General features: G+C 67.4%; 15 protein-coding genes. 8 read left to right on the forward strand and 7 right to left on the reverse strand.

Annotated features, from left to right (window positions below; all coding sequences use genetic code 11):
* The first annotated feature begins 109 nt into the window (after window positions 1–109).
* Complete coding sequence (pgi, locus tag G020_RS0102140) at window positions 110–1771, forward strand: glucose-6-phosphate isomerase (protein ID WP_024328475.1); 1662 nt, start codon at window positions 110–112, stop codon at window positions 1769–1771.
* A 31-nt stretch (window positions 1772–1802) separates the two neighbouring features.
* Here pgi and G020_RS0102145 read toward each other — a convergent pair whose 3' ends face one another.
* Window positions 1803–2681, reverse strand: a complete 879-nt coding sequence (locus G020_RS0102145; protein WP_024328476.1) for a bifunctional nuclease family protein — start codon at window positions 2679–2681, stop codon at window positions 1803–1805.
* Window positions 2682–2837: 156 nt separating this feature from the next.
* On the opposite strand from G020_RS0102145, the gene G020_RS0102150 reads away from it, so the two are divergent.
* Both G020_RS0102150 and G020_RS0102155 read left to right on the forward strand, forming a co-directional pair.
* Window positions 2838–3446 (forward strand): DUF938 domain-containing protein, encoded by a 609-nt coding sequence (locus G020_RS0102150; RefSeq protein WP_024328477.1) that lies wholly within the window; start codon window positions 2838–2840, stop codon window positions 3444–3446.
* Between the two features lie 243 nt (window positions 3447–3689).
* Window positions 3690–4316, forward strand: a complete 627-nt coding sequence (locus G020_RS0102155) for a peroxiredoxin (protein ID WP_019641719.1) — start codon at window positions 3690–3692, stop codon at window positions 4314–4316.
* A 114-nt stretch (window positions 4317–4430) separates the two neighbouring features.
* Here G020_RS0102155 and G020_RS0102160 read toward each other — a convergent pair whose 3' ends face one another.
* A complete protein-coding gene (locus G020_RS0102160; RefSeq protein ID WP_024328478.1) occupies window positions 4431–5270 on the reverse strand; it encodes an SDR family oxidoreductase in 840 nt (279 codons plus the stop codon).
* 95 nt (window positions 5271–5365) lie between these two features.
* Between G020_RS0102160 and G020_RS0102165 the strand changes: the two genes are divergently transcribed.
* A complete protein-coding gene (locus G020_RS0102165; RefSeq protein ID WP_024328479.1) occupies window positions 5366–5779 on the forward strand; it encodes a YchJ family protein in 414 nt (137 codons plus the stop codon).
* Entirely contained in the window at window positions 5776–6423 is a 648-nt protein-coding gene (locus G020_RS0102170; RefSeq protein WP_018946534.1) for a DNA-J related domain-containing protein, read from the forward strand. The genes G020_RS0102165 and G020_RS0102170 overlap by 4 nt, the downstream gene beginning before the upstream one ends.
* Window positions 6424–6449: 26 nt before the next feature.
* Here the strand turns inward: G020_RS0102170 and G020_RS0102175 are convergent, their stop codons facing one another.
* Entirely contained in the window at window positions 6450–7241 is a 792-nt protein-coding gene (locus G020_RS0102175) for a ferredoxin--NADP reductase (protein ID WP_024328480.1), read from the reverse strand.
* 129 nt (window positions 7242–7370) lie between these two features.
* Window positions 7371–9791 carry a bifunctional diguanylate cyclase/phosphodiesterase gene (locus tag G020_RS0102180; protein WP_024328481.1) on the reverse strand — a complete coding sequence of 807 codons (2421 nt, stop codon included), beginning with the start codon at window positions 9789–9791 and terminating at the stop codon, window positions 7371–7373.
* Window positions 9792–9983: 192 nt separating this feature from the next.
* Between G020_RS0102180 and clpB the strand changes: the two genes are divergently transcribed.
* On the forward strand, window positions 9984–12566 hold the full coding sequence (clpB, locus tag G020_RS0102185; protein ID WP_024328482.1) for an ATP-dependent chaperone ClpB: 2583 nt from the start codon (window positions 9984–9986) through the stop codon (window positions 12564–12566).
* A 207-nt stretch (window positions 12567–12773) separates the two neighbouring features.
* On the opposite strand, the gene G020_RS0102190 is transcribed toward clpB, so the two are convergent.
* From G020_RS0102190 to gdhA, 3 genes are all read right to left on the reverse strand, one after another.
* Window positions 12774–13292, reverse strand: a complete 519-nt coding sequence (locus tag G020_RS0102190) for a hypothetical protein (protein ID WP_231363034.1) — start codon at window positions 13290–13292, stop codon at window positions 12774–12776.
* 2 nt (window positions 13293–13294) lie between these two features.
* Window positions 13295–13615: a hypothetical protein gene (locus G020_RS0102195; protein WP_024328484.1), complete on the reverse strand. Its 321-nt coding sequence runs from the start codon at window positions 13613–13615 to the stop codon at window positions 13295–13297.
* A gap of 356 nt (window positions 13616–13971) precedes the next feature.
* Window positions 13972–15321, reverse strand: a complete 1350-nt coding sequence (gene gdhA / locus G020_RS0102205) for an NADP-specific glutamate dehydrogenase (protein ID WP_024328485.1) — start codon at window positions 15319–15321, stop codon at window positions 13972–13974.
* A gap of 188 nt (window positions 15322–15509) precedes the next feature.
* Here gdhA and G020_RS0102210 point away from each other — a divergent pair, with 188 nt between their 5' ends.
* Both G020_RS0102210 and G020_RS0102215 read left to right on the forward strand, forming a co-directional pair.
* Window positions 15510–16859, forward strand: a complete 1350-nt coding sequence (locus G020_RS0102210; RefSeq protein WP_024328486.1) for an alpha/beta fold hydrolase — start codon at window positions 15510–15512, stop codon at window positions 16857–16859.
* Between the two features lie 64 nt (window positions 16860–16923).
* Window positions 16924–18096: a putative zinc-binding metallopeptidase gene (locus tag G020_RS0102215; protein ID WP_024328487.1), complete on the forward strand. Its 1173-nt coding sequence runs from the start codon at window positions 16924–16926 to the stop codon at window positions 18094–18096.
* The last annotated feature ends 20 nt before the right edge of the window (window positions 18097–18116 follow it).

An 18116-nucleotide genomic window follows, 5' to 3' on the forward strand; every position in this document is an offset into this window, starting at 1 on the left:
CGGGGCGTCCAGTGTAACGCAGGAGGCGCCGGTTCACGGCCGGGCAGGCTGACGGGCGCCGGGTCGCGGATTATGCTGTACCCATCCCCCCGGACGTCGAGGTAGCCGCATGAACCGTTCCGATCGAATCGCCGCGCGCGAAGCCCTGCAGAAGGAAGCCCGGCGCCTGGAGCCGGAACACCTGCGCGAACTGCTGGTGCGCGAGCCGGAACGGGTGGAGCGTGATGTCTGCGAGGTGGCCGGCCTGCGCCTGGACTGGACGCGCCAGCGGCTGGATGCTCGAGCCTGGGAAGGCCTGTTCGATGCGGCCCGCGCGGCGGGCATCCCGGCCGCGCTGGAGCGTCTCTTCGGGGGCGAGCGGGTCAATGTCACCGAGGGGCGCGCGGCTCTGCACACCGCGCTGCGGTTGCCGCGCGAAGCGCGCTGCGAGGTGGACGGCGAGGACGTGGTGCCGGTGGTGCATGAGGTCCTGGACCGAATGGAGGCGTTCGTGACGGCGGTGCACGACGGGACGCACCGGGGATTCAGCGGGCGGGCGATCGACACGGTGGTGAACATCGGGATCGGGGGCTCCGATCTGGGGCCGCGCATGGTCTGTCGCGCGCTTGCCGACCATGCATGCCCGGCTGCCGGGGGAAGCCCGCTGGACATGCATTTCGTTTCCAATGTCGACGGCGAGGCCCTGTCCCGGGTGCTGCGCGAAGTGGATCCGGAGACCACGCTGTTCGTGGTCGCCTCCAAGACCTTCACGACTCAGGAGACCCTGACCAACGCCCGTGCGGCCCGCGAGTGGCTGGTGGAGCATGCGGCCGGCGATGCGTCCGCGGTCGCGGCTCATTTTGTGGCGGTTTCCACCGCGCGCGAGCGCGTCGAGGCCTTCGGTATCTCGCCCGAACGCATGTTCGGTTTCTGGGACTGGGTCGGCGGTCGCTATTCGGTGTGGTCGGCGATCGGCCTGCCGGTAGCCCTGATGCTGGGGATGGAGGGCTTCCGCCGCTTCCTGGCGGGGGCCCACAAGATGGACGAGCACGTGCGCACCGCTACGGTGGAAGACAATGCCGCGGCGCGCATGGCCCTGGTGGACCTGTGGAATCAGGACACCCAGGGTGCGGAGTCGCGCGCGGTGCTGCCCTACGACGAGCGGCTGTACTTCCTGCCGCCGTATCTGCAGCAGGCGGAGATGGAAAGCCTGGGCAAGCGGGTGCGGCTGGACGGCACGCCGGTGGAAGGGCATACCGGGGCGCTGGTCTGGGGCGCAGTGGGCACCGACGGGCAGCATGCGTTCTATCAGTTGCTGCATCAGGGTACGCGGCGGGTTCCGGCGGAATTCGTCGGCGTTGCGCGCGCCGAACACGACCTGCCGGAACAGCACCCCATGCTGCTGGCCAATCTGGTGGCCCAGGCCGAGGCGCTCGCCCTGGGGCGCAGCGAGGACGAGGCCCGGGCGGAGATGGCCGCCGCCGGTCGCGATGCGGCCGAGATCGAGGCGCTGGCGGCGCATCGCAGCTTCCCCGGCGACCGGCCGAGCACGCTGATCCTGCTGGAAGACCTGGATCCGGAGCGCCTGGGGGCGCTGATCGCCCTGTTCGAGCACAAGATCTACGTGCTTGCGAGCCTGTGGGAGATCAACGCCTTCGATCAGTGGGGCGTGGAGCTGGGCAAGCAGCTGGCCGGCCGGGTGCTGGCGGACCTGGACCCGGCCGGCGAGCCGGGTCCGCACGACCCGGCGACCGCCGCCAGCATCGACTGGCTGCGCCGGCACATGCGCTGAAGCGCCCGCGGAGGGACCCGGCGGCGCGCGTTCAGGCCTGAATCGCGTCTTCGTCGTCCGGCAGCACCGGGACGTCAGTGGGCAGCGTGATGGTGTGGGTCTCGCCGTCCAGCCAGAAGCGCAGTTCGGCTTCTTCCTCGTCCGGGGTGGTTCCCACGGCCTCGAGGAAGTCGATCGGGGTTTCCGGGCTGCGTCCGTTGACCTCCAGGATCAGCGCGCCCTGCTCCAGGCCGGCCTCGGCGGCGGCTCCCTCGGCACGGCTGACGAGGACGCCGGCCTCGTCCGGCAGGCCCAGGGCCTCGCGCAGATCCGCACGGGCCTCGATCACGGTGATGCCCAGCGCGGTGACGATCTCGTCGTCACCGGGGGGCTGGAAATCGAAGGGGACGTCGGCCTCGAGGATTTCCGGTGCCACCGCGATGGGCGCGCCGGTGCGCACCGCCAGTGCGAGGGCGTCGCTGGGCCGCGCGTCGATCCGGCGTGGTGCCCCCTCGCCGGGGACACGCAGTTCCAGCATGCCGAGGTAGGTGCCGTCTTCCAGCCCGTCCACGATGGCCCGTTCGAGCTTCGCATCCAGTTCTGTCATCAGGCTGACCATCAGGTCGTGGGTCATCGGTCGGGGCACGTCGACCTCCTGCATGGCCAGCAGGATGGCGCGGGCCTGGTCGGTTCCGATGACGATGGGTACCACCTCCCCGGATTCGGGGTCGCGCAGCAGCGCAATGGGCAGGCCGCTGTGCGAGTCCACCCCCACGGTGGCCAGCTCCACCGGCAGGAGGGTGTCCGGGTCGCTGGCCGGCTCGCGTGCGTCGGCGTGGGAGGTGGCGGCCACGGCGCCGAGGAGCAGCCCCAGGGCGGCGGCCCATGCAGCGATCCGGGAGCGGGCGGGACGATGCGGGTAGCGGGACATGGGGCTCTCCGTGAAAAGGGACCTGAATACGGATCATGGCAGTCCCGCACCCGCGGGGTCCATCGCGGACCTGAGGAACGTGCGGTCTTGCACGTGGCCGCTCCGGGCGTCGTTTATGCTGGGCCGGAACCCGCGCACCGCAGACCGGAGAACCCCATGGAAGTGACGCAGCGCCCGTATGCCCCGGCGGCCGAACAGAACCGCGAGCCGATCCTGGAGGTCCTGGAACGGTGGTTCATCCGTCCGGGTGCGCTGCTGGAGCTGGGGGCGGGGACCGGCCAGCACGCGGCTTTCATGGCGCCGCGCCTGGGACATCTGCAGTGGCTGCCCACCGATGTCGCCGAACACCTGCCGGGGATCGAGGCGTGGCGGCGCGAGGCGGCGGCGCCCAACCTGCAGCCGCCGCGCGCCCTCGACGTCGCCGCTGATCCCTGGCCGGATGGTCCGTTTCGTTACGTCTACAGCGCGAACACGGTCCACATCCTGCACTGGTCGGGGGTGGAGGCGCTGTTCGCCGGGGTCGCCCGGGTTCTGGAACCGGACGGGCTGTTCGCGCTGTACGGGCCGTTCGCGCACGACGGGGAGCACACGGCCGAATCCAATGCGCGCTTCGACCGTTCTCTGCGCCAGCAGGACCCGGGCATGGGGGTGCGCGATCGCGCCGATCTGGACGCGCTGGCGCAGGCACATGGCCTGAGCCGGGAGGCGGTGGTGGACATGCCGGTGAACAACCAGATCCTGATCTGGCGGCGGGATCCGGTCTGAGCCGTACGGTTTGTGAACCGGGTCATGGTCCGGCGGGAACTTCGGGCGAGGTGGCGACACCAATGGTTGACCATGAAATGGCCATGGAAATGGATCCAGGGCGAATCATAGGATTAGGCGATCGGTGTGATTGATATAATAGAATTCACATCATAAGAATTCGCCGATATAGTGATGCACATGATCGATAACGATCATCTGCCACTAACCGAATCAACGGAACCAAGCAAAGGAGATAGCGATATGACGCTTCGTCTGGGCGATACCGCACCGAACTTCCAGGTCGACACCACCACCGGCAAGATCGACTTCCACGAGTGGATCGGCGATTCCTGGTGCTTCTTCTTCAGCCACCCGGCCGACTTCACCCCGGTGTGCACCACCGAGATGGGTCGCACCGCGCAGCTCGCGAAGCAGTTCGCGGACCGCAACGTGAAGCCGCTGGGCCTGTCCACCGACACGGTGGAAGAGCACAACAAGTGGATCGAGGACGTGAACGACACGCAGAACACGACCCTCGAATTCCCGATCGTCGCCGACGCCGACAAGAAGATCTCGGAACTCTACGAGATGATCCACCCCGGCGAGAGCGACACCGCGGCGGTGCGTTCGGTCTACATCATTGATCCGAACAAGAAGATCCGTCTGATGATGACCTACCCGATGTCGCTGGGCCGCAACTTCGACGAGATCCTGCGTGCCATCGACGGCCTGCAGACCGCTGACAAGCACGGCATCGCGACGCCGGCCGACTGGACCCCGGGTGACAAGGTGATCATCCCGCCGACGGTCAGCAACGAAGAAGCGCAGAAGAAGTTCCCGCAGGGCTTCGACGAGATCCGCTCGTACCTGCGCTACACCAAGGTCTGAACCTCCGGGTTCCGACCACCGGTCCCGGGGTTCTGCCTCCCCGGGCCGGGTCTCTCCGGGCCCCTCCGGTTCTGCCGGGCGGGGCCTTTTTTGTGTGTGCGGCGCGCGTGGGTTTCAGGGCAGCAGCGGGGCGAAGCCGGCCCGATAGTCGGGATACCGGAAGCGGTAGCCGGAGTCCTGCAGGCGCCGGCTGTCGCAGCGCCGGCCGCGGGCCCCGTCGCGGGCATCCACGCGGTGGACCGCCGCGTCTGCCGGCAGGGTGCCCAGGCGCGCGGCGAGCCAGTGCAGCACTTCGCTTTTCAGGGCCGGTTCGGTGTCCACGCCGAGATAGACCGGATCGGGATCGGCCAGCGTGAACAGGTGGTGCAGGATGCCGACCGCATCATCGCGGTGGATGCGGTTGGTCCACGTCGGCGGTTCGTCATCGCCCAGCTGGCCGGCGCGCGCCAGATCCAGCATGCGTTCGCGCCCCGGTCCGTAGATCCCGCCCAGGCGCAGGCGGATGCCACGGTACGGCGAGGCCTCCAGCAGGCGTTCGGCCTCCAGCAGGCGGCGTCCGGAGAAGCGTTGTGGCAGGGCGGGGGTGTCTTCGTCGACCCGGCTGCCGTCATCGACGCCGTAGACGCCGGTGGACGACACGAAGATCACGCGTTCCGGCTGCAGGCCCTGGCGCTCCAGGGCGCCCAGCGCGTGCTGCAGGGCGTCGACATAGGCGCGCCGGTAGCCGGTGTCGTCCATCTGGTCGGGGGTGGTGATGAAATACACCGCCCGGGTCGAGCGCGGCAGCTCCGGCAGGCCGTCGGGGTCCGTCAGGTCCCCCTGCAGCGGCCGGATCCATCCGGGCAGGCGTTCGGGATGGCGCCGCAGACCCCAGACCCGGTGTCCGGCGTCGTGCAGCCGGCCGGCCAGCCCGGTGCCCAGGTCTCCGCAGCCGAGGATCAGTATATCGTCCATGCGGTTCACTCCGGTGTGGCTGGGGGTTACGCTACTCCCCTGCTCCGGCGTTGGGGGATTTCCCGCGTCCTGATCATTTTTTCTCGGGGGTCGAGATGGGTCGCCGCAAGCCGAAACCGGACAGCGTGAACTGCCCCTGCGGGTCCGGTCGCCCGCGTGAGCGGTGCTGCGGGCCGCGCATCGATGGCACGGCCCCGGCGGAGACCGCCGAGGCGCTGATGCGCTCGCGCTACACCGCCTACACCGAGCATAACGAGGCCTACATCCTGGCGACCTGGCATCCGCAGACCCGCCCGGCCTCGCTGGAGCTGGACCCGGACCGGCGCTGGCTCGGGCTGAGTGTGCGCGGCAGCGAAGCCGGCGGCCCCGACGACACCGCCGGGAGGGTCGAATTCGTCGCCCGCGCGCGGCTGCACGGCCAGGGCATGCGCCTGCACGAACGCAGCCGGTTCCGGCGAATCGACGGCCACTGGTACTACATCGACGGCGACACGCCGGACGCCTCGTGAACCCCGTCGTCGCTGCCGCCGCGGATGCGCGTACCGGGGTGGATACCGAGGTCGATCCGGGGCTGCTGGCGGCGGTGGAGCGGGGCGTGCGTGCGCAGGCTGCGGGACAGACCGAGCACGCGCTGATCGCCCGCCTGCGCGACGCTGGCGTGGTGCCCTTCGCCGGGGCCGACCTGCGTGAACCGCTGGGGCTGTTCCGCACCCATTTCCTGCTGTTTCACTGCCTCTATCGCCTGCGCGACCGGCTGGCGGCCGAAGGCGAATGGCTGCGCATCCATTGCCTGGATATCGGCATTCAGGCGCGGGCCACGGACGGCGCGGGGGCCGCGGCAACCGCCGGCACGGTCTCCGCGGCCCTGGTGCGCGAGGACCCTTTGCGGGCCTATTACCTCGACCTGAGCACTCTGGATCACATGGATGCGGCCGCGGTGCAGGCCCTGCTGGACGGCTTCTGGCGGCGGATGGACGGCGGCGACCGCCGGGCAGCGGCGCTGGCGGTGCTGGAGCTGGCGGATCCGGTGGACGACGCGGAGATCCAGTCCCGCTACCGCCGCCTGGCCCAGCGCCACCACCCCGACCGGGGTGGCGACACGGCCACCCTGCAGCGCCTCAACGAGGCGCGCTGGATCCTGCTGGGCGACTGACACGTCTCGCTCCGCCGCCGGAGGGCTCAGTCGTCGGCGTCGTCCATGGTGGTCACGAAGGCCTGTTCCACGGTGTAGGTGCCGGTCCCCTTGTAGCTGGTCTGTACCCAGCCGTGCTCCTCGAGCCACTGGCTCATCTCGCGGTTCATCGCCGGGTTGCCGCACAGCATCACGCGATCCTGTTCCGGGTCCGCGGGCGGCAGATCCAGCGCCCGGAACAGCTCGCCCGAGCGGAACAGCTCGGCGCCGCGCTGGTTGTTGTCGAACGGCTGCTGCGCCACGGGGCAGGCGAAGTCGTGATCCTCGCGGGTCACGGTGGGCATGTAGCGGAAGCGATCGCTGATCTTCGCTTCCAGCTCCTCGCGATAGGCCAGTTCCTCCACGGTGCGCACGCTGTGCACCAGGATGACCCGTTCGAAATGTTCGAACACTTCGTCGCTGCGGACCAGGGAGACGAACGGCGCGATGCCGGTGCCCGTGGCCAGCATGTACAGGTGCCGCCCGGGCTGCACGTAATCCACCGTCAGCGAGCCGGTGACCTTGGTATTGATCCAGATCGAGTCGCCCGGTTCGACATGGGCGAGGCGGCTGGTCAGGTCACCGTCGGGCACGTGGATGCTGAGGAACTCGAGCTCCTCGCTGGACGGGTCCGACACGATCGAATAGGCGCGCGGGATCAGTTTGCCCTCCGGGCGCAGGCCCAGTGTCACGAACTGGCCATTGCGGAATTCGAAGCCCTCCGGCCGCGTGGTGGTGAAGCTGAAGGTCTTGTCCGACCAGTGGTGCAGGGACGTGATCTGCTGTTCCGAGTAGGGCATGACGGGGCTATTCTCCGAGTGATCTGGTCAACAATTTAACAGGCGGAGGAAAGAGGTGCCCAATGAGCGGGCTTGCGCCGGGGCCATGCAGCGAAACACGGGGATCCCCGGCAGACAACCGCTCGTTGGTCAGGACGAAGTGCGAAGGTCCTGCAGGCAGTCGCGCAGGGGACGCGGACGGGCGATGTGATAACCCTGCACGTAGTCCAGACCGATGGCGCGCAGCCGTTCCATGCCCTCGGCGTCCTCCACCCCTTCGGCGATGGTGTGCAGACCCAGAACACGGCCCACCCGGTGGATGGCCGTGACCATGGCCGCATCCACCGGGTCCTGAGCGATCCCGCGGACGAAACTGCCGTCGATCTTGAGGAAGTCCACCGAGAGTTTCTTCAGATAACCGAAAGAGGACAGCCCCGAGCCGAAGTCGTCCAGCGAGAAATGACAGCCAAGATAGCGCAGTGCGCGGATCAGGCTGATCGCCTGGTCGTGATTGGAGATCGCCGCGGTTTCGGTGATCTCGAAGGTCACGCGCCGCGGGGCGATGCCGTGGTGCGACAGGCGGTCGGCGATGAAGTCCAGCATCTCCGGCTGGGCCAGCGACTGGCCCGACAGGTTGATGGCCACCGGGATCGAGTCGTCCGGGTGTGTGGTCAGCTCGATCAGCACCGCCTCGATTACGTGACGGTCGATCTCGGGCATCAGGTGGTAGCGTTCGGCAGCCGGAATGAATGCCCCGGGCGCGATGAGCTCGCCCTGCTCGTCCTGCAGCCGCACCAGTACCTCGAAATGGTCCAGGCTGTGTCCGGCGGCCGGGTCCAGACGCTGAATGGGCTGGGCAAAGGGGACGAAACGGGCCTGTTCCAGGGCGTCGCGAATGCGCCCCACCCACTCCATCTCGCCGTGGCGCTGGCGCAGGCGATCATCGCCCTCGCGCCACAGGTACACCGTGTTGCGCCCGGTTTCCTTGGCGGCGTAGCAGGCCGAATCGGCCTGGCTGAGAAGGATGTTCAGATCCTTCTGCGCCCCGTACACCGGGACCAGGCCGATGGATACCCCGATGTCGAAGCGCCGGCCCTCCCATTCGAAGCGCAGATCGCGCACCGTGTCGATGATTTCCTCCGCAATCTCCTGCGCGCGCTCCACCGGACAGTGGTTAAGCAGCAGGCCGAATTCGTCACCGCCCAGGCGCGCCAGGGTGTCGCTCTCCCGGATGTGCCGGGGCAGCAGCTCGGCCAGGCGCTGTAACAGGGCATCGCCGGCCAGGTGGCCGCAGGTATCGTTGACGATCTTGAACTGGTCCAGGTCCATGTAGCACAGCACATGCGGTGTCCTGTGCCGGCCCGGAATTGACAGGGCCGACTCCACCCGGCGCTCGAACTCCCGACGGTTGAACAGTTCGGTCAGGTCATCGTGGGTCGCCTGGTGGTTGAGGCGGCTGGTCATGTCCGACAGGGCGGTCATGTCCTGCAGCACGATGACCGCGCCCGTGACGTCTCCATCCGTTGCTCCGCCCAGGGGCGAGACCGTGGCGCGCACGTGGCAGGGGCCCGCGCAGATTTCCAGGCGACCTTCCGGGTACTCCAGGGGCCGGCCCCAGCGCAGACAGCGCGCCGCGAGGGGTGTCGCGCTGTCCTGGCCGGGTTCCAGGAGACCGATCGTGCGATCCGCATCGGCGTCCAGGACGTTCGCCCGGTCCACGTCCAGGAGCGCTTCGGCGGCCGGGTTGATGTACTGGATCCGGCCGTCGGCATCGGTGGTGATGACCCCGTCGGCCAGTGATTCCAGGGTGGTCGAGAGCCGGTCGCGTTCCGCTTCCAGGTGCCGTTCGGTAACGCGCAGGTCGGTCAGGTCGTAGGCCACGCCGATCACGCCCGAGATCACGCCGTCCGGCTCCGCGGTCGGGGTCCAGCTGATGTTGAGGCGGCGGCCATCGAGATCGAATTCACTGGCGAAGTGCTCGCCCGCGAGGGCGCGACGCAGGTCCTGCGGCACCTGCGGATGGTCCGCCCAGCGTTCGAAGGCGTTCACGCCCACCAGGTCGTGGTTGTTCAGCCCCAGGCCGTACAGGCCGGCACCCTCTGACAGCGTGATGTAGCCGTCGGCATCGAGGGAGAACAGGATCAGCGGAGCATTGGCGACGGTGACCTCCAGCTGGCTTTCGAGGTCATGCAGGGTCTGCTCCGAGATGCGCTGGCCGGTGATGTCGCGCAGGGTGGTGAAGACCTCGATATCGTCGTCGTGTTCCACCGCGCGGGTACGGACCTCCGCCGGGAAATGGCTGCCGTCCGGACGCCGCATGCGGGTCTCGAAGCGTGCGGGCAGGTGATGCGCCGGATTTTCGTGAACGCGCCGGACATCGTCGGGCGAGGCTTCCATGTCCAGTGCGGAGATGCTCCGGCCGTCGAGCTCCCCGGCGTCGGCGCAGTGAAAAAGCCGGCAGGCCGCCTGGTTGGCCGCCACCACATGCCCGGCTCGATCAAGGACCAGGTGAGCCTCGGGCGCCTGCTCGAAAAGGTTGCGGTAGCGTTGGGAGTCCGGCGCAGGTGACATCGCGGTTGTCGGGTGACGGGCTGGATCACTGACGATACAGAGTGCCCGGGCCGCTGTCAGATCCCGTACCATGACCGGGGGAGTCCGGTCATTTCGACAGGGAATTTGCGGGTTCGGTCTTGAAGCGGGGGGGCGGCGGCCCCATCGTTCGGGTCAGTTGCCAATTTTGAAGCGAGGATCAATCCGATGCGAATGGATCGCCTGACGACCAAATTCCAGAGCGCGATCTCCGACGCCCAGTCGCTGGCGGTGGGCCGGGATCATCAGTTCATTGAACCGGCCCACCTGCTGCTGGCCATGCTGGATCAGGAGGGCGGCACCACCCGCCACGTGCTCGACCGTGCCGGGGTCAACGTGCGCCAGCTGCGCTCCGCGCTGGGCGAGGCGCTGGATCGCATGCCGAAGGTGGAGGGTGCCGCCGGCGACGTGCACGTGTCCAGCGACCTGGGGCGCATGCTCAACGTGTGTGACAAGCTGGCCCAGGAGCGCAAGGACCAGTACATCCCCAGCGAGCTGTTTCTCCTCGCCGCCATCGACGAGAAGGCCGGCGTGGGCGAGATGCTGCGCAATGCGGGGGCCAACAAGGATTCCATCGAGGACGCGGTGGAGCAGATCCGCGGCGGGGCCCAGGTGGACGACCCCAATGCCGAGGAGAATCGGCAGGCGCTGGAGAAATACACCACCGACCTGACCGAACGTGCGGAGCAGGGCAAGCTGGATCCGGTGATCGGGCGTGACGAGGAGATCCGTCGCTCGGTGCAGGTGCTGCAGCGGCGAACCAAGAACAACCCGGTGCTGATCGGCGAGCCCGGGGTCGGCAAGACCGCGATCGTCGAGGGTCTGGCCCAGCGCATCGTCAACGGCGAGGTGCCCGAGGGCCTGAAGGACAAGCGCGTGCTGGCGCTGGACATGGGCTCGCTGCTGGCCGGGGCCAAGTACCGCGGCGATTTTGAGGAACGCCTGAAGTCGGTGCTCAACGAGATCTCGCAGGAAGAGGGTCGCGTGATCCTGTTCATCGACGAGATCCACACCCTGGTGGGCGCCGGCAAGGCCGAGGGCGCGATGGACGCCGGCAACATGCTCAAGCCGGCGCTGGCGCGTGGCGAGCTGCACTGCATCGGCGCCACCACGCTCAACGAATACCGCGAAAACATCGAGAAGGACGCCGCGCTGGAGCGCCGCTTCCAGAAGGTGCTGGTGGACGAGCCGAGCCAGGAGGATACCATCGCCATCCTGCGCGGGCTGAAGGAGCGCTACGAGGTGCACCACGGGATCGAGATCACCGACCCGGCGATCGTCGCCGCGGCGCAGCTGTCGCAGCGCTACATCACCGACCGCCAGCTGCCGGACAAGGCGATCGACCTGATCGACGAGGCCAGCTCGCGCATCCGCATGGAGATTGACTCCAAGCCCGAGTCCATGGACCGGCTGGAGCGCCGCCTGATCCAGCTGAAGATCGAGCGCGAGGCGCTGAACAAGGAGTCCGACGAGGCCTCGAAGAAGCGCCTGGGCACGCTGGAGGCGGAGATCGAGCGCCTGGAGCGCGAGTACTCCGACCTGGAAGAGGTGTGGAAGTCCGAGAAGGCCTCGGTCTCCGGCGCCGCGCAGCTCAAGGAAGAACTGGAGCGCGCGCGTCAGGAGCTGGAGACCGCGCGGCGTGCCGGTGACCTGTCGCGCATGTCCGAGCTGCAGTACGGGAAGATCCCGGATCTGGAGAAGTCCCTGGCCATGGCCCACGAGATGGAGAGCCAGGAGACCCGGCTGCTGCGCAACAAGGTGACCGACGAGGAGGTCGCCGAGGTCGTCTCGCGCTGGACCGGGATCCCGGTGGCGAAGATGCTGGAGGGCGAGAAGGACAAGCTGCTGCGCATGGAAGAGGCCATCGGCGAGCGCGTGGTCGGCCAGAACGAGGCGGTCACCGCCGTGGCCAACGCCATCCGCCGTTCACGCGCCGGGCTGGCGGATCCCAATCGTCCGAACGGCTCGTTCCTGTTCCTGGGCCCCACCGGCGTCGGCAAGACCGAGCTGACCAAGTCGCTGGCCGGCTTCCTGTTCGACACCGAGGAGGCCATGGTGCGCATCGACATGTCGGAGTTCATGGAGAAGCATTCCGTGGCGCGGCTGATCGGGGCGCCTCCGGGCTACGTCGGCTACGAGGAAGGCGGCTATCTGACCGAGGCCGTGCGCCGCAAGCCGTACTCCGTGATCCTGCTGGACGAGGTCGAGAAGGCGCATCCGGATGTCTTCAACGTGCTGCTGCAGGTGCTGGATGACGGCCGTCTGACCGACGGTCACGGACGCACCGTGGACTTCCGCAACACGGTGATCGTGATGACCTCCAACCTGGGCTCGCAGCAGATCCAGGAGATGGCCGGCGAGGACAACTACGATCGCATGAAGGGCGCGGTGATGGAGATCGTCGGGCAGCACTTCCGGCCCGAGTTCATCAACCGCGTGGACGACGTGGTGGTCTTCCACCCACTGGAGCGCGAGCAGATCCGTGCGATCACCGAGATCCAGCTGCGCTATCTGCGCGAACGCCTGGAGGAGCGCGAACTGGGGCTGGAGGTCTCCGACGCGGCACTGGATCACCTTGGCGAGGCGGGCTTCGACCCGGTATACGGGGCGCGGCCGCTGAAGCGGGCGATCCAGACCCAGCTGGAGAACCCGCTGGCGCAGCAGCTGCTGTCCGGCGAGTTCGTCTCCGGCGATACCATCCGCGTGGACATGGAGGGCAACCAGCTCCGCTTCACCAGGTACGCAGCCGTCGCCTGATCCGTCCGATGCATTTCCCCACCTCCAGGGCCCGCCCTGCGCGGGCTTTTTCTGGGAGGGGGCGGGGAAACGATAATTATTGTTTGCTGACCGGGGGCTGCTGCGTCCGCAACGGGTTGCACGTTCAGCAGTGGTGCCGAGTCAGGTATAAGGCGTGCTGGAGTGCCCTACCCCATGATGCAGTAATTCCCTTGCCTCGGAATTGCATCACTCTGCCAGCGCGGTCAGGGCGTGGCGCAGTTCCTGTTCTTCCATGAAATCGGTGTTGATCACGATGATGGCATGGTCGTCGATCACCGAGAAAACGAAGGTGCCATGATCGGCCGTGCGGAAGTAGTAGTGGAGATGGCCCGAGACCTCCCAAACGTCCGTTTCCGCGTCGGCGACGAATATCCGCCGGAAGGCGTCGATGGCCGAGTTTGCACAGCTATCTTCGGCCTGTGAATCCAGGGTCGACCGGAAGAAATCGGGATAACTACATGCCCCGGTTTCCAGGTCGCCCCCCCGGGAGAGGCTGATATAGTCCTTTCCGGACTTTTCGCTGTACTTGATGATCAGAACATTATCCTTGCCCCCCGCTGACCCTATGGCAACAGGGTTCGGAGGAAGCAGGTATTGCTGTCCGGAGTATGACAGTGTCAGCTGGTCACCTGATGTCGCATTGGGGCTGGCCAGCATGAGGGTGAACGAAAGCGCAAGTGCGACCGAAGCAAGTCGTTTGCTCATGATCACAACCCCATCAGCGCCATATTGATTCTCGACTTGTACGCAACGGCGACCTGACTGCGGCACGTCTCGTACTGGGACGTATCGCCAGAGGCAATGCGCTTGCCAATCTTCGCCAGCTGCTTGGCCGCATAACGGGGCCCCGCCTTGGTAGCGCCAGGGCGCGGAACCATGTCCATTGCCGCTGTGCAGGACTGAGCTTCCTGAAGCGCTTCGAAGGCAACCTTCGCGACATTCCGGGTTACAGCATGGGGCGCTGCGGTGTCTTCACCCCAGAAATAGTTGATCACCGTGGAGATCCGTTCCCGGTCGTCGTGGTTCATCGCCAATCTCCTTTTGGCTGTTGCTATGTTGTCAACCCTACGTTCGGTCCGAATTGGTTTCAAGCTTGCCTCACTCGCCCTGCAGGCCACCCTCTCCGTCAGAAGTGGTCACCGCAGGTCGCGGGCTTTCTGGTGAGCTGTGCCTCCCCCATGGAAGCGCTGAACCAGGCCGCCCCCGGGGGATGCTCCTCCGGGACGCTTTGGCGTACCCCCGCTGCGCCTGCACAACGGCCGATGCCCGAGCAGAGGCAATCGGGCCCGGGCATCGGCTCGTTTGTGGTCAGTGCCACCTGCGCGGTGCTGATGTTCCTGCTGCTGGTCGTGGCCGGCATGCTGGAACTGTAGACCCCGGGAGCTCAGATGTGGCCCATGGCCTCCATGGCGCGGGCGACCTTGACGAAGCCGGCGATGTTGGCGCCGACCGAGTAATTGCCCGGTGAGCCGTATTCTTCGGCCGTCTCGAAGCAGGTCTGGTGGATGTTCGCCATGATCTCCTGCAGGCGCGCTTCGGTGTGTTCGAAGGTCCAGGAGTCGCGGCTGGCGTTCTGCTGCATTTCCAGCGCACTGGTGGCCACGCCGCCGGCGTTGGCGGCCTTGCCGGGACCGAACGCGATGCCCGCCTCGCGGAAGGTCTGAATGCCCTCCGGGGTTACCGGCATGTTGGCGCCTTCGGCGACCGCGATGCAGCCGTTTTCGACCAGCGCCTTCGCGTCCTTGCCGGTCAGTTCGTTCTGCGTGGCGCAGGGCAGGGCGACCTCGCAGGGGATCTCCCAGATGCAGCCGTTTTCGCGGTATTTCGCGCTCGGCTTGCGTTCGGCGTAGTCCGAGACCGGGCCGCGTTCACGCTCCTTGATCTGACGCAGCAGGTCCAGATCCAGGCCGTCCTCGTCGAGGATCACGCCACGCGAGTCCGAACAGGCGATGACCTTCGCGCCCAGCTGCTGTGCCTTCTGCGTGGCGAAGACCGCCACGTTGCCGGCACCCGAGATCACTACCCGCTTGCCTTCGAGGGAGTCGTTGCGGGCCTTGAGCATCTCCTGGGTGAAGAACACCGCACCGTAGCCGGTGGCCTCGGTGCGCGCGCGGCTGCCGCCCCAGTCCAGACCCTTGCCGGTGAACACGCCCGACTCGAAGCGGTTGGTCAGGCGCTTGTACTGCCCGAACATGTAGCCGACCTCGCGCTGGCCGACGCCGATGTCGCCGGCGGGGACGTCGGTGTATTCGCCGAGGTAGCGATACATCTCGGTGATCAGGCTCTGGCAGAAGCGCATGATCTCGCCGTCGGAGCGGCCCTTGGGATCGAAGTCGCTGCCGCCCTTGCCGCCGCCGATCGGCAGCCCGGTAAGCGCATTCTTGAAGACCTGGGAGAAGCCGAGAAACTTGACGATCCCCAGATACACCGATGGATGGAAGCGGATGCCGCCCTTGTACGGCCCCAGCGCGCTGTTGAACTGCACGCGGAAGGCACGGTTGATCTGCAGTTCGCCGCGATCGTCCTGCCAGGGCACGCGGAAGATGATCTGGCGTTCCGGTTCGCAGATGCGCTGGATGATCTTCAGGTCGGCGAATTCCGGGTACTTGACCAGAACCGGGCCCAGGGTCTGCAGCACCCCGTGCACGGACTGGTGAAACTCCGTCTCGCCCGGGTTGCGGTGCAGGACTTCCTGATAAATCGGCTCGAGTTTCTCGTCGAGACTTCCGTTCATGAGTGTCTTCCTGTGTGAATCATGGGCGCGCATTAAGGCATAAGCTGCTACCCGGGACAATCCTGGCTGCTCTTTTGTGGTGCAGAATGCACATGGATGGTGCGGGCTGGACGGCCGGCGCGTGGCGCGGGAACATGCCCGGAATGGAAGCGTAAGGCCCGCCGTAGGCCGGGTCAAAGGATGAAACCATGGATGAGCGGGCAGGGGTGCGTGACGTGTTCCGCCGGGCGATGTGGCGGCTTGCGTGGATGCCTGTGCTGCTGGCCGTGGCGGTGGCCGGGACCGGCTGCACCCTGCTGGAGGCGCGCGGCCAGTTTGCCGCGATGCAGGGGGGCTGCGTACTGGAGGGCCGCATCGCCGGGGCCGGAGAGCCTGGCAAGGATCCGGACGACGGGGCCTACGTGGTGCTGGCGGTGCGCGAGCGCGGTCAAGGGTTGCCGCCGGAGGTGGTGGATCACGTGCTCACTGGGTCCGGCGGGCAGTGGTTCTTTGCCCTCGAACCGGGCGTGTGGTCGGTGCTGGGTTACTGGCAGGATGGCCGCGATGCGGAGGCCGTGCCCGTGGCCGCCCATGCCTGGGAGCGCGGTGCAACGCTCGATTGCGGCGCCGGCGAGCGCTACCTGGACGAGCGCATCCGGGTCGACGACCCCGCGAGGCGGATCGACGGGGCGTTCGACGAGGGCGGCCTGACGTTCCCGGGCGCGGCGGCGGAACGGGCGGCACACCAGGATGGTTCGCTGCCCAGCCTCGGGCGGGTTACGGCCTTCGGTCTTGTCACCACGCTGGCGGACCCGCGATTCGATCCGGCGATTGCCGCCGCCAGTCAGTGGCGGCCGCTGGATTTCGTCCGCGATGGCTACGCCGGGGTGTATTTCCTCGATGGCCCCTACGATTCCTCGCGCGAGCCGGTGCTGTTCATCCACGGCATGAACGGTTCGCCTGCCTCCTTCGAGGCGCTGGTGGAGGACCTGGACACCCGCCGTTTCCAGCCCTGGGCTTATTACTACCCGTCGGGTGTCCCGCTGGAAGCGGCCGCGGTGCACCTGGCCCAGGTGATGGAGGAGCTGGAGCTGCGCCACGACCTGGAGCGGTATCAGGTCGTGGCGCACAGCATGGGCGGCCTGGTGGCGCGCGGTTTCCTGCTGGAGCGCGAGCGCCGCGGCGCGCCTGCCCGGGTGCCGCGGCTGGTGACCCTGGCCACGCCCTGGGGAGGCCACCGGATGGCCGCGACCGGGGTCGCGCATGCGCCGGTCGTGGTGCCGGTCTGGCGTGACATGGCGCCGGGCAGCGAATTTCTGGAAGGCCTGTTCGCCGGCTCGGTCGGGATCCCGGCCGAGATGCACCTGCTGTTCGCGCATCGTCGGGACAGCGGGCGCAGCCGCGAACTTACCGACGGCGTGGTGAGCCTCGAGAGCATGTTGCGGCCGGAGGCCCAGACGGCGGCTGCGAGTCTCTACGGGGTGGATGCCACGCATGCCGGCATCCTCGAGCATCCGCGTACGCTGGAACGGGTGCGGACGCTGCTCGAGGGGCCCTGACGCGGGGCGCCGGAGGGCGTACTCTGGGGCGGTACCGGCAGACCGGGAGCAGCGGGGAATATCCATGCAGTTGTTCGAGTGCGAGGCCTGTGGCCTTGCGGTGCATTTCGACAATACCTGCTGCACCCGCTGCGGCCACCGTCTGGGTTTTCTGCCCGACCGCATGCGGGTGGCGGCCCTGGCCCCGGTCGGGGCGGGCACCGACCGGCATGGCCGCGAGGTTCCGGAAGGATGGTGGCAAATAGCCGGGGAGCCGGATGGCCAGCACTATCGGCAGTGTCGGCATTATGCGGTGGACGGCATCTGCAACTGGATGGTGCCGGAGTCGGATCCGGATCCGTTCTGCCGCGCATGCCGTCTCAACCGGACCATCCCCGATCTGAGTGTTCCCGGGAACCGGACCCTGTGGGCGCGTCTGGAGGCGGAGAAGAGGCGTCTGGTCTATGGCCTGCTGCGGCTCGGTCTGCCGGTGACGCCGAAACGCGATGATCCCGCGGGCCTGGCGTTCGATTTCCTGGCGTCCACCGCGCCGGCCTTTCAGGAAGGCGGCGGCGTGGTGACCGGGCATGCCGGCGGTCTCATCACCCTGGATATCGCCGAGGCCGATCCGGCGGTGCGCGAGCGCATGCGCGAGGCGATGGCCGAGCCCTATCGCACCATTCTGGGACATTTCCGCCACGAGAGCGGCCACCATTACTGGGAACGCCTGGTGCGCGGTGGCCCGGCGCACGAGGATTTCCGCCGGGTGTTCGGCGACGAGCGCGCCGATTATGATGCCGCGCTGCGCCGGCATTATCGCGAGGGGCCGCCGGCCGACTGGCAGGAGCGCTTCGTCAGTCCCTATGCCAGTGCTCATCCGTGGGAGGACTGGGCGGAGACCTGGGCGCACTATCTGCACATCGTGGATACCCTGGACACCGCGCGGGCCTATGGCCTCGAGGTTGGCGCCGAGGGGCTGGCCGGGTCGGCGATGAGCCACGCGCCGGACTATGATCCCTATCATGCCCCGGACATCGATACCCTGATGGATCACTGGCTGCCGCTGACCAATGCCCTCAACAGCCTCAACCGCAGCATGGGGCATGGCCACATCTACCCGTTCACGCTGACCCCGGCCGCGATTGCGAAGCTGCGGTGGGTCCATGCGATCATTCGGGCCGCGCGCGATGCGTCGGGACCGGGGCCCGGGACGGGGCCGGCCGGCGAGTCGTTCGCGTCCCGGCGGTCATCCGCCTGACCCGCCCGCGCCGGACCCGG

This window comes from Thioalkalivibrio sp. ALR17-21 (genome assembly GCF_000420185.1).
Taxonomy (GTDB): Bacteria; Pseudomonadota; Gammaproteobacteria; order Ectothiorhodospirales; family Ectothiorhodospiraceae; genus Thioalkalivibrio; species Thioalkalivibrio halophilus.

What these genes read in the sequence shown, in the direction of transcription:
- pgi (WP_024328475.1), top strand. Translation starts at nt 110, where the DNA reads ATGAACCGTTCCGATCGAATCGCCGCGCGCGAAGCCCTGCAGAAGGAA.
- G020_RS0102145 (WP_024328476.1), bottom strand. Translation starts at nt 2,681, where the DNA reads ATGTCCCGCTACCCGCATCGTCCCGCCCGCTCCCGGATCGCTGCATGG.
- G020_RS0102150 (WP_024328477.1), top strand. Translation starts at nt 2,838, where the DNA reads ATGGAAGTGACGCAGCGCCCGTATGCCCCGGCGGCCGAACAGAACCGC.
- G020_RS0102155 (WP_019641719.1), top strand. Translation starts at nt 3,690, where the DNA reads ATGACGCTTCGTCTGGGCGATACCGCACCGAACTTCCAGGTCGACACC.
- G020_RS0102160 (WP_024328478.1), bottom strand. Translation starts at nt 5,270, where the DNA reads ATGGACGATATACTGATCCTCGGCTGCGGAGACCTGGGCACCGGGCTG.
- G020_RS0102165 (WP_024328479.1), top strand. Translation starts at nt 5,366, where the DNA reads ATGGGTCGCCGCAAGCCGAAACCGGACAGCGTGAACTGCCCCTGCGGG.
- G020_RS0102175 (WP_024328480.1), bottom strand. Translation starts at nt 7,241, where the DNA reads ATGCCCTACTCGGAACAGCAGATCACGTCCCTGCACCACTGGTCGGAC.
- G020_RS0102180 (WP_024328481.1), bottom strand. Translation starts at nt 9,791, where the DNA reads ATGTCACCTGCGCCGGACTCCCAACGCTACCGCAACCTTTTCGAGCAG.
- clpB (WP_024328482.1), top strand. Translation starts at nt 9,984, where the DNA reads ATGGATCGCCTGACGACCAAATTCCAGAGCGCGATCTCCGACGCCCAG.
- G020_RS0102190 (WP_231363034.1), bottom strand. Translation starts at nt 13,292, where the DNA reads ATGAGCAAACGACTTGCTTCGGTCGCACTTGCGCTTTCGTTCACCCTC.
- G020_RS0102195 (WP_024328484.1), bottom strand. Translation starts at nt 13,615, where the DNA reads ATGAACCACGACGACCGGGAACGGATCTCCACGGTGATCAACTATTTC.
- gdhA (WP_024328485.1), bottom strand. Translation starts at nt 15,321, where the DNA reads ATGAACGGAAGTCTCGACGAGAAACTCGAGCCGATTTATCAGGAAGTC.
- G020_RS0102210 (WP_024328486.1), top strand. Translation starts at nt 15,510, where the DNA reads ATGGATGAGCGGGCAGGGGTGCGTGACGTGTTCCGCCGGGCGATGTGG.
- G020_RS0102215 (WP_024328487.1), top strand. Translation starts at nt 16,924, where the DNA reads ATGCAGTTGTTCGAGTGCGAGGCCTGTGGCCTTGCGGTGCATTTCGAC.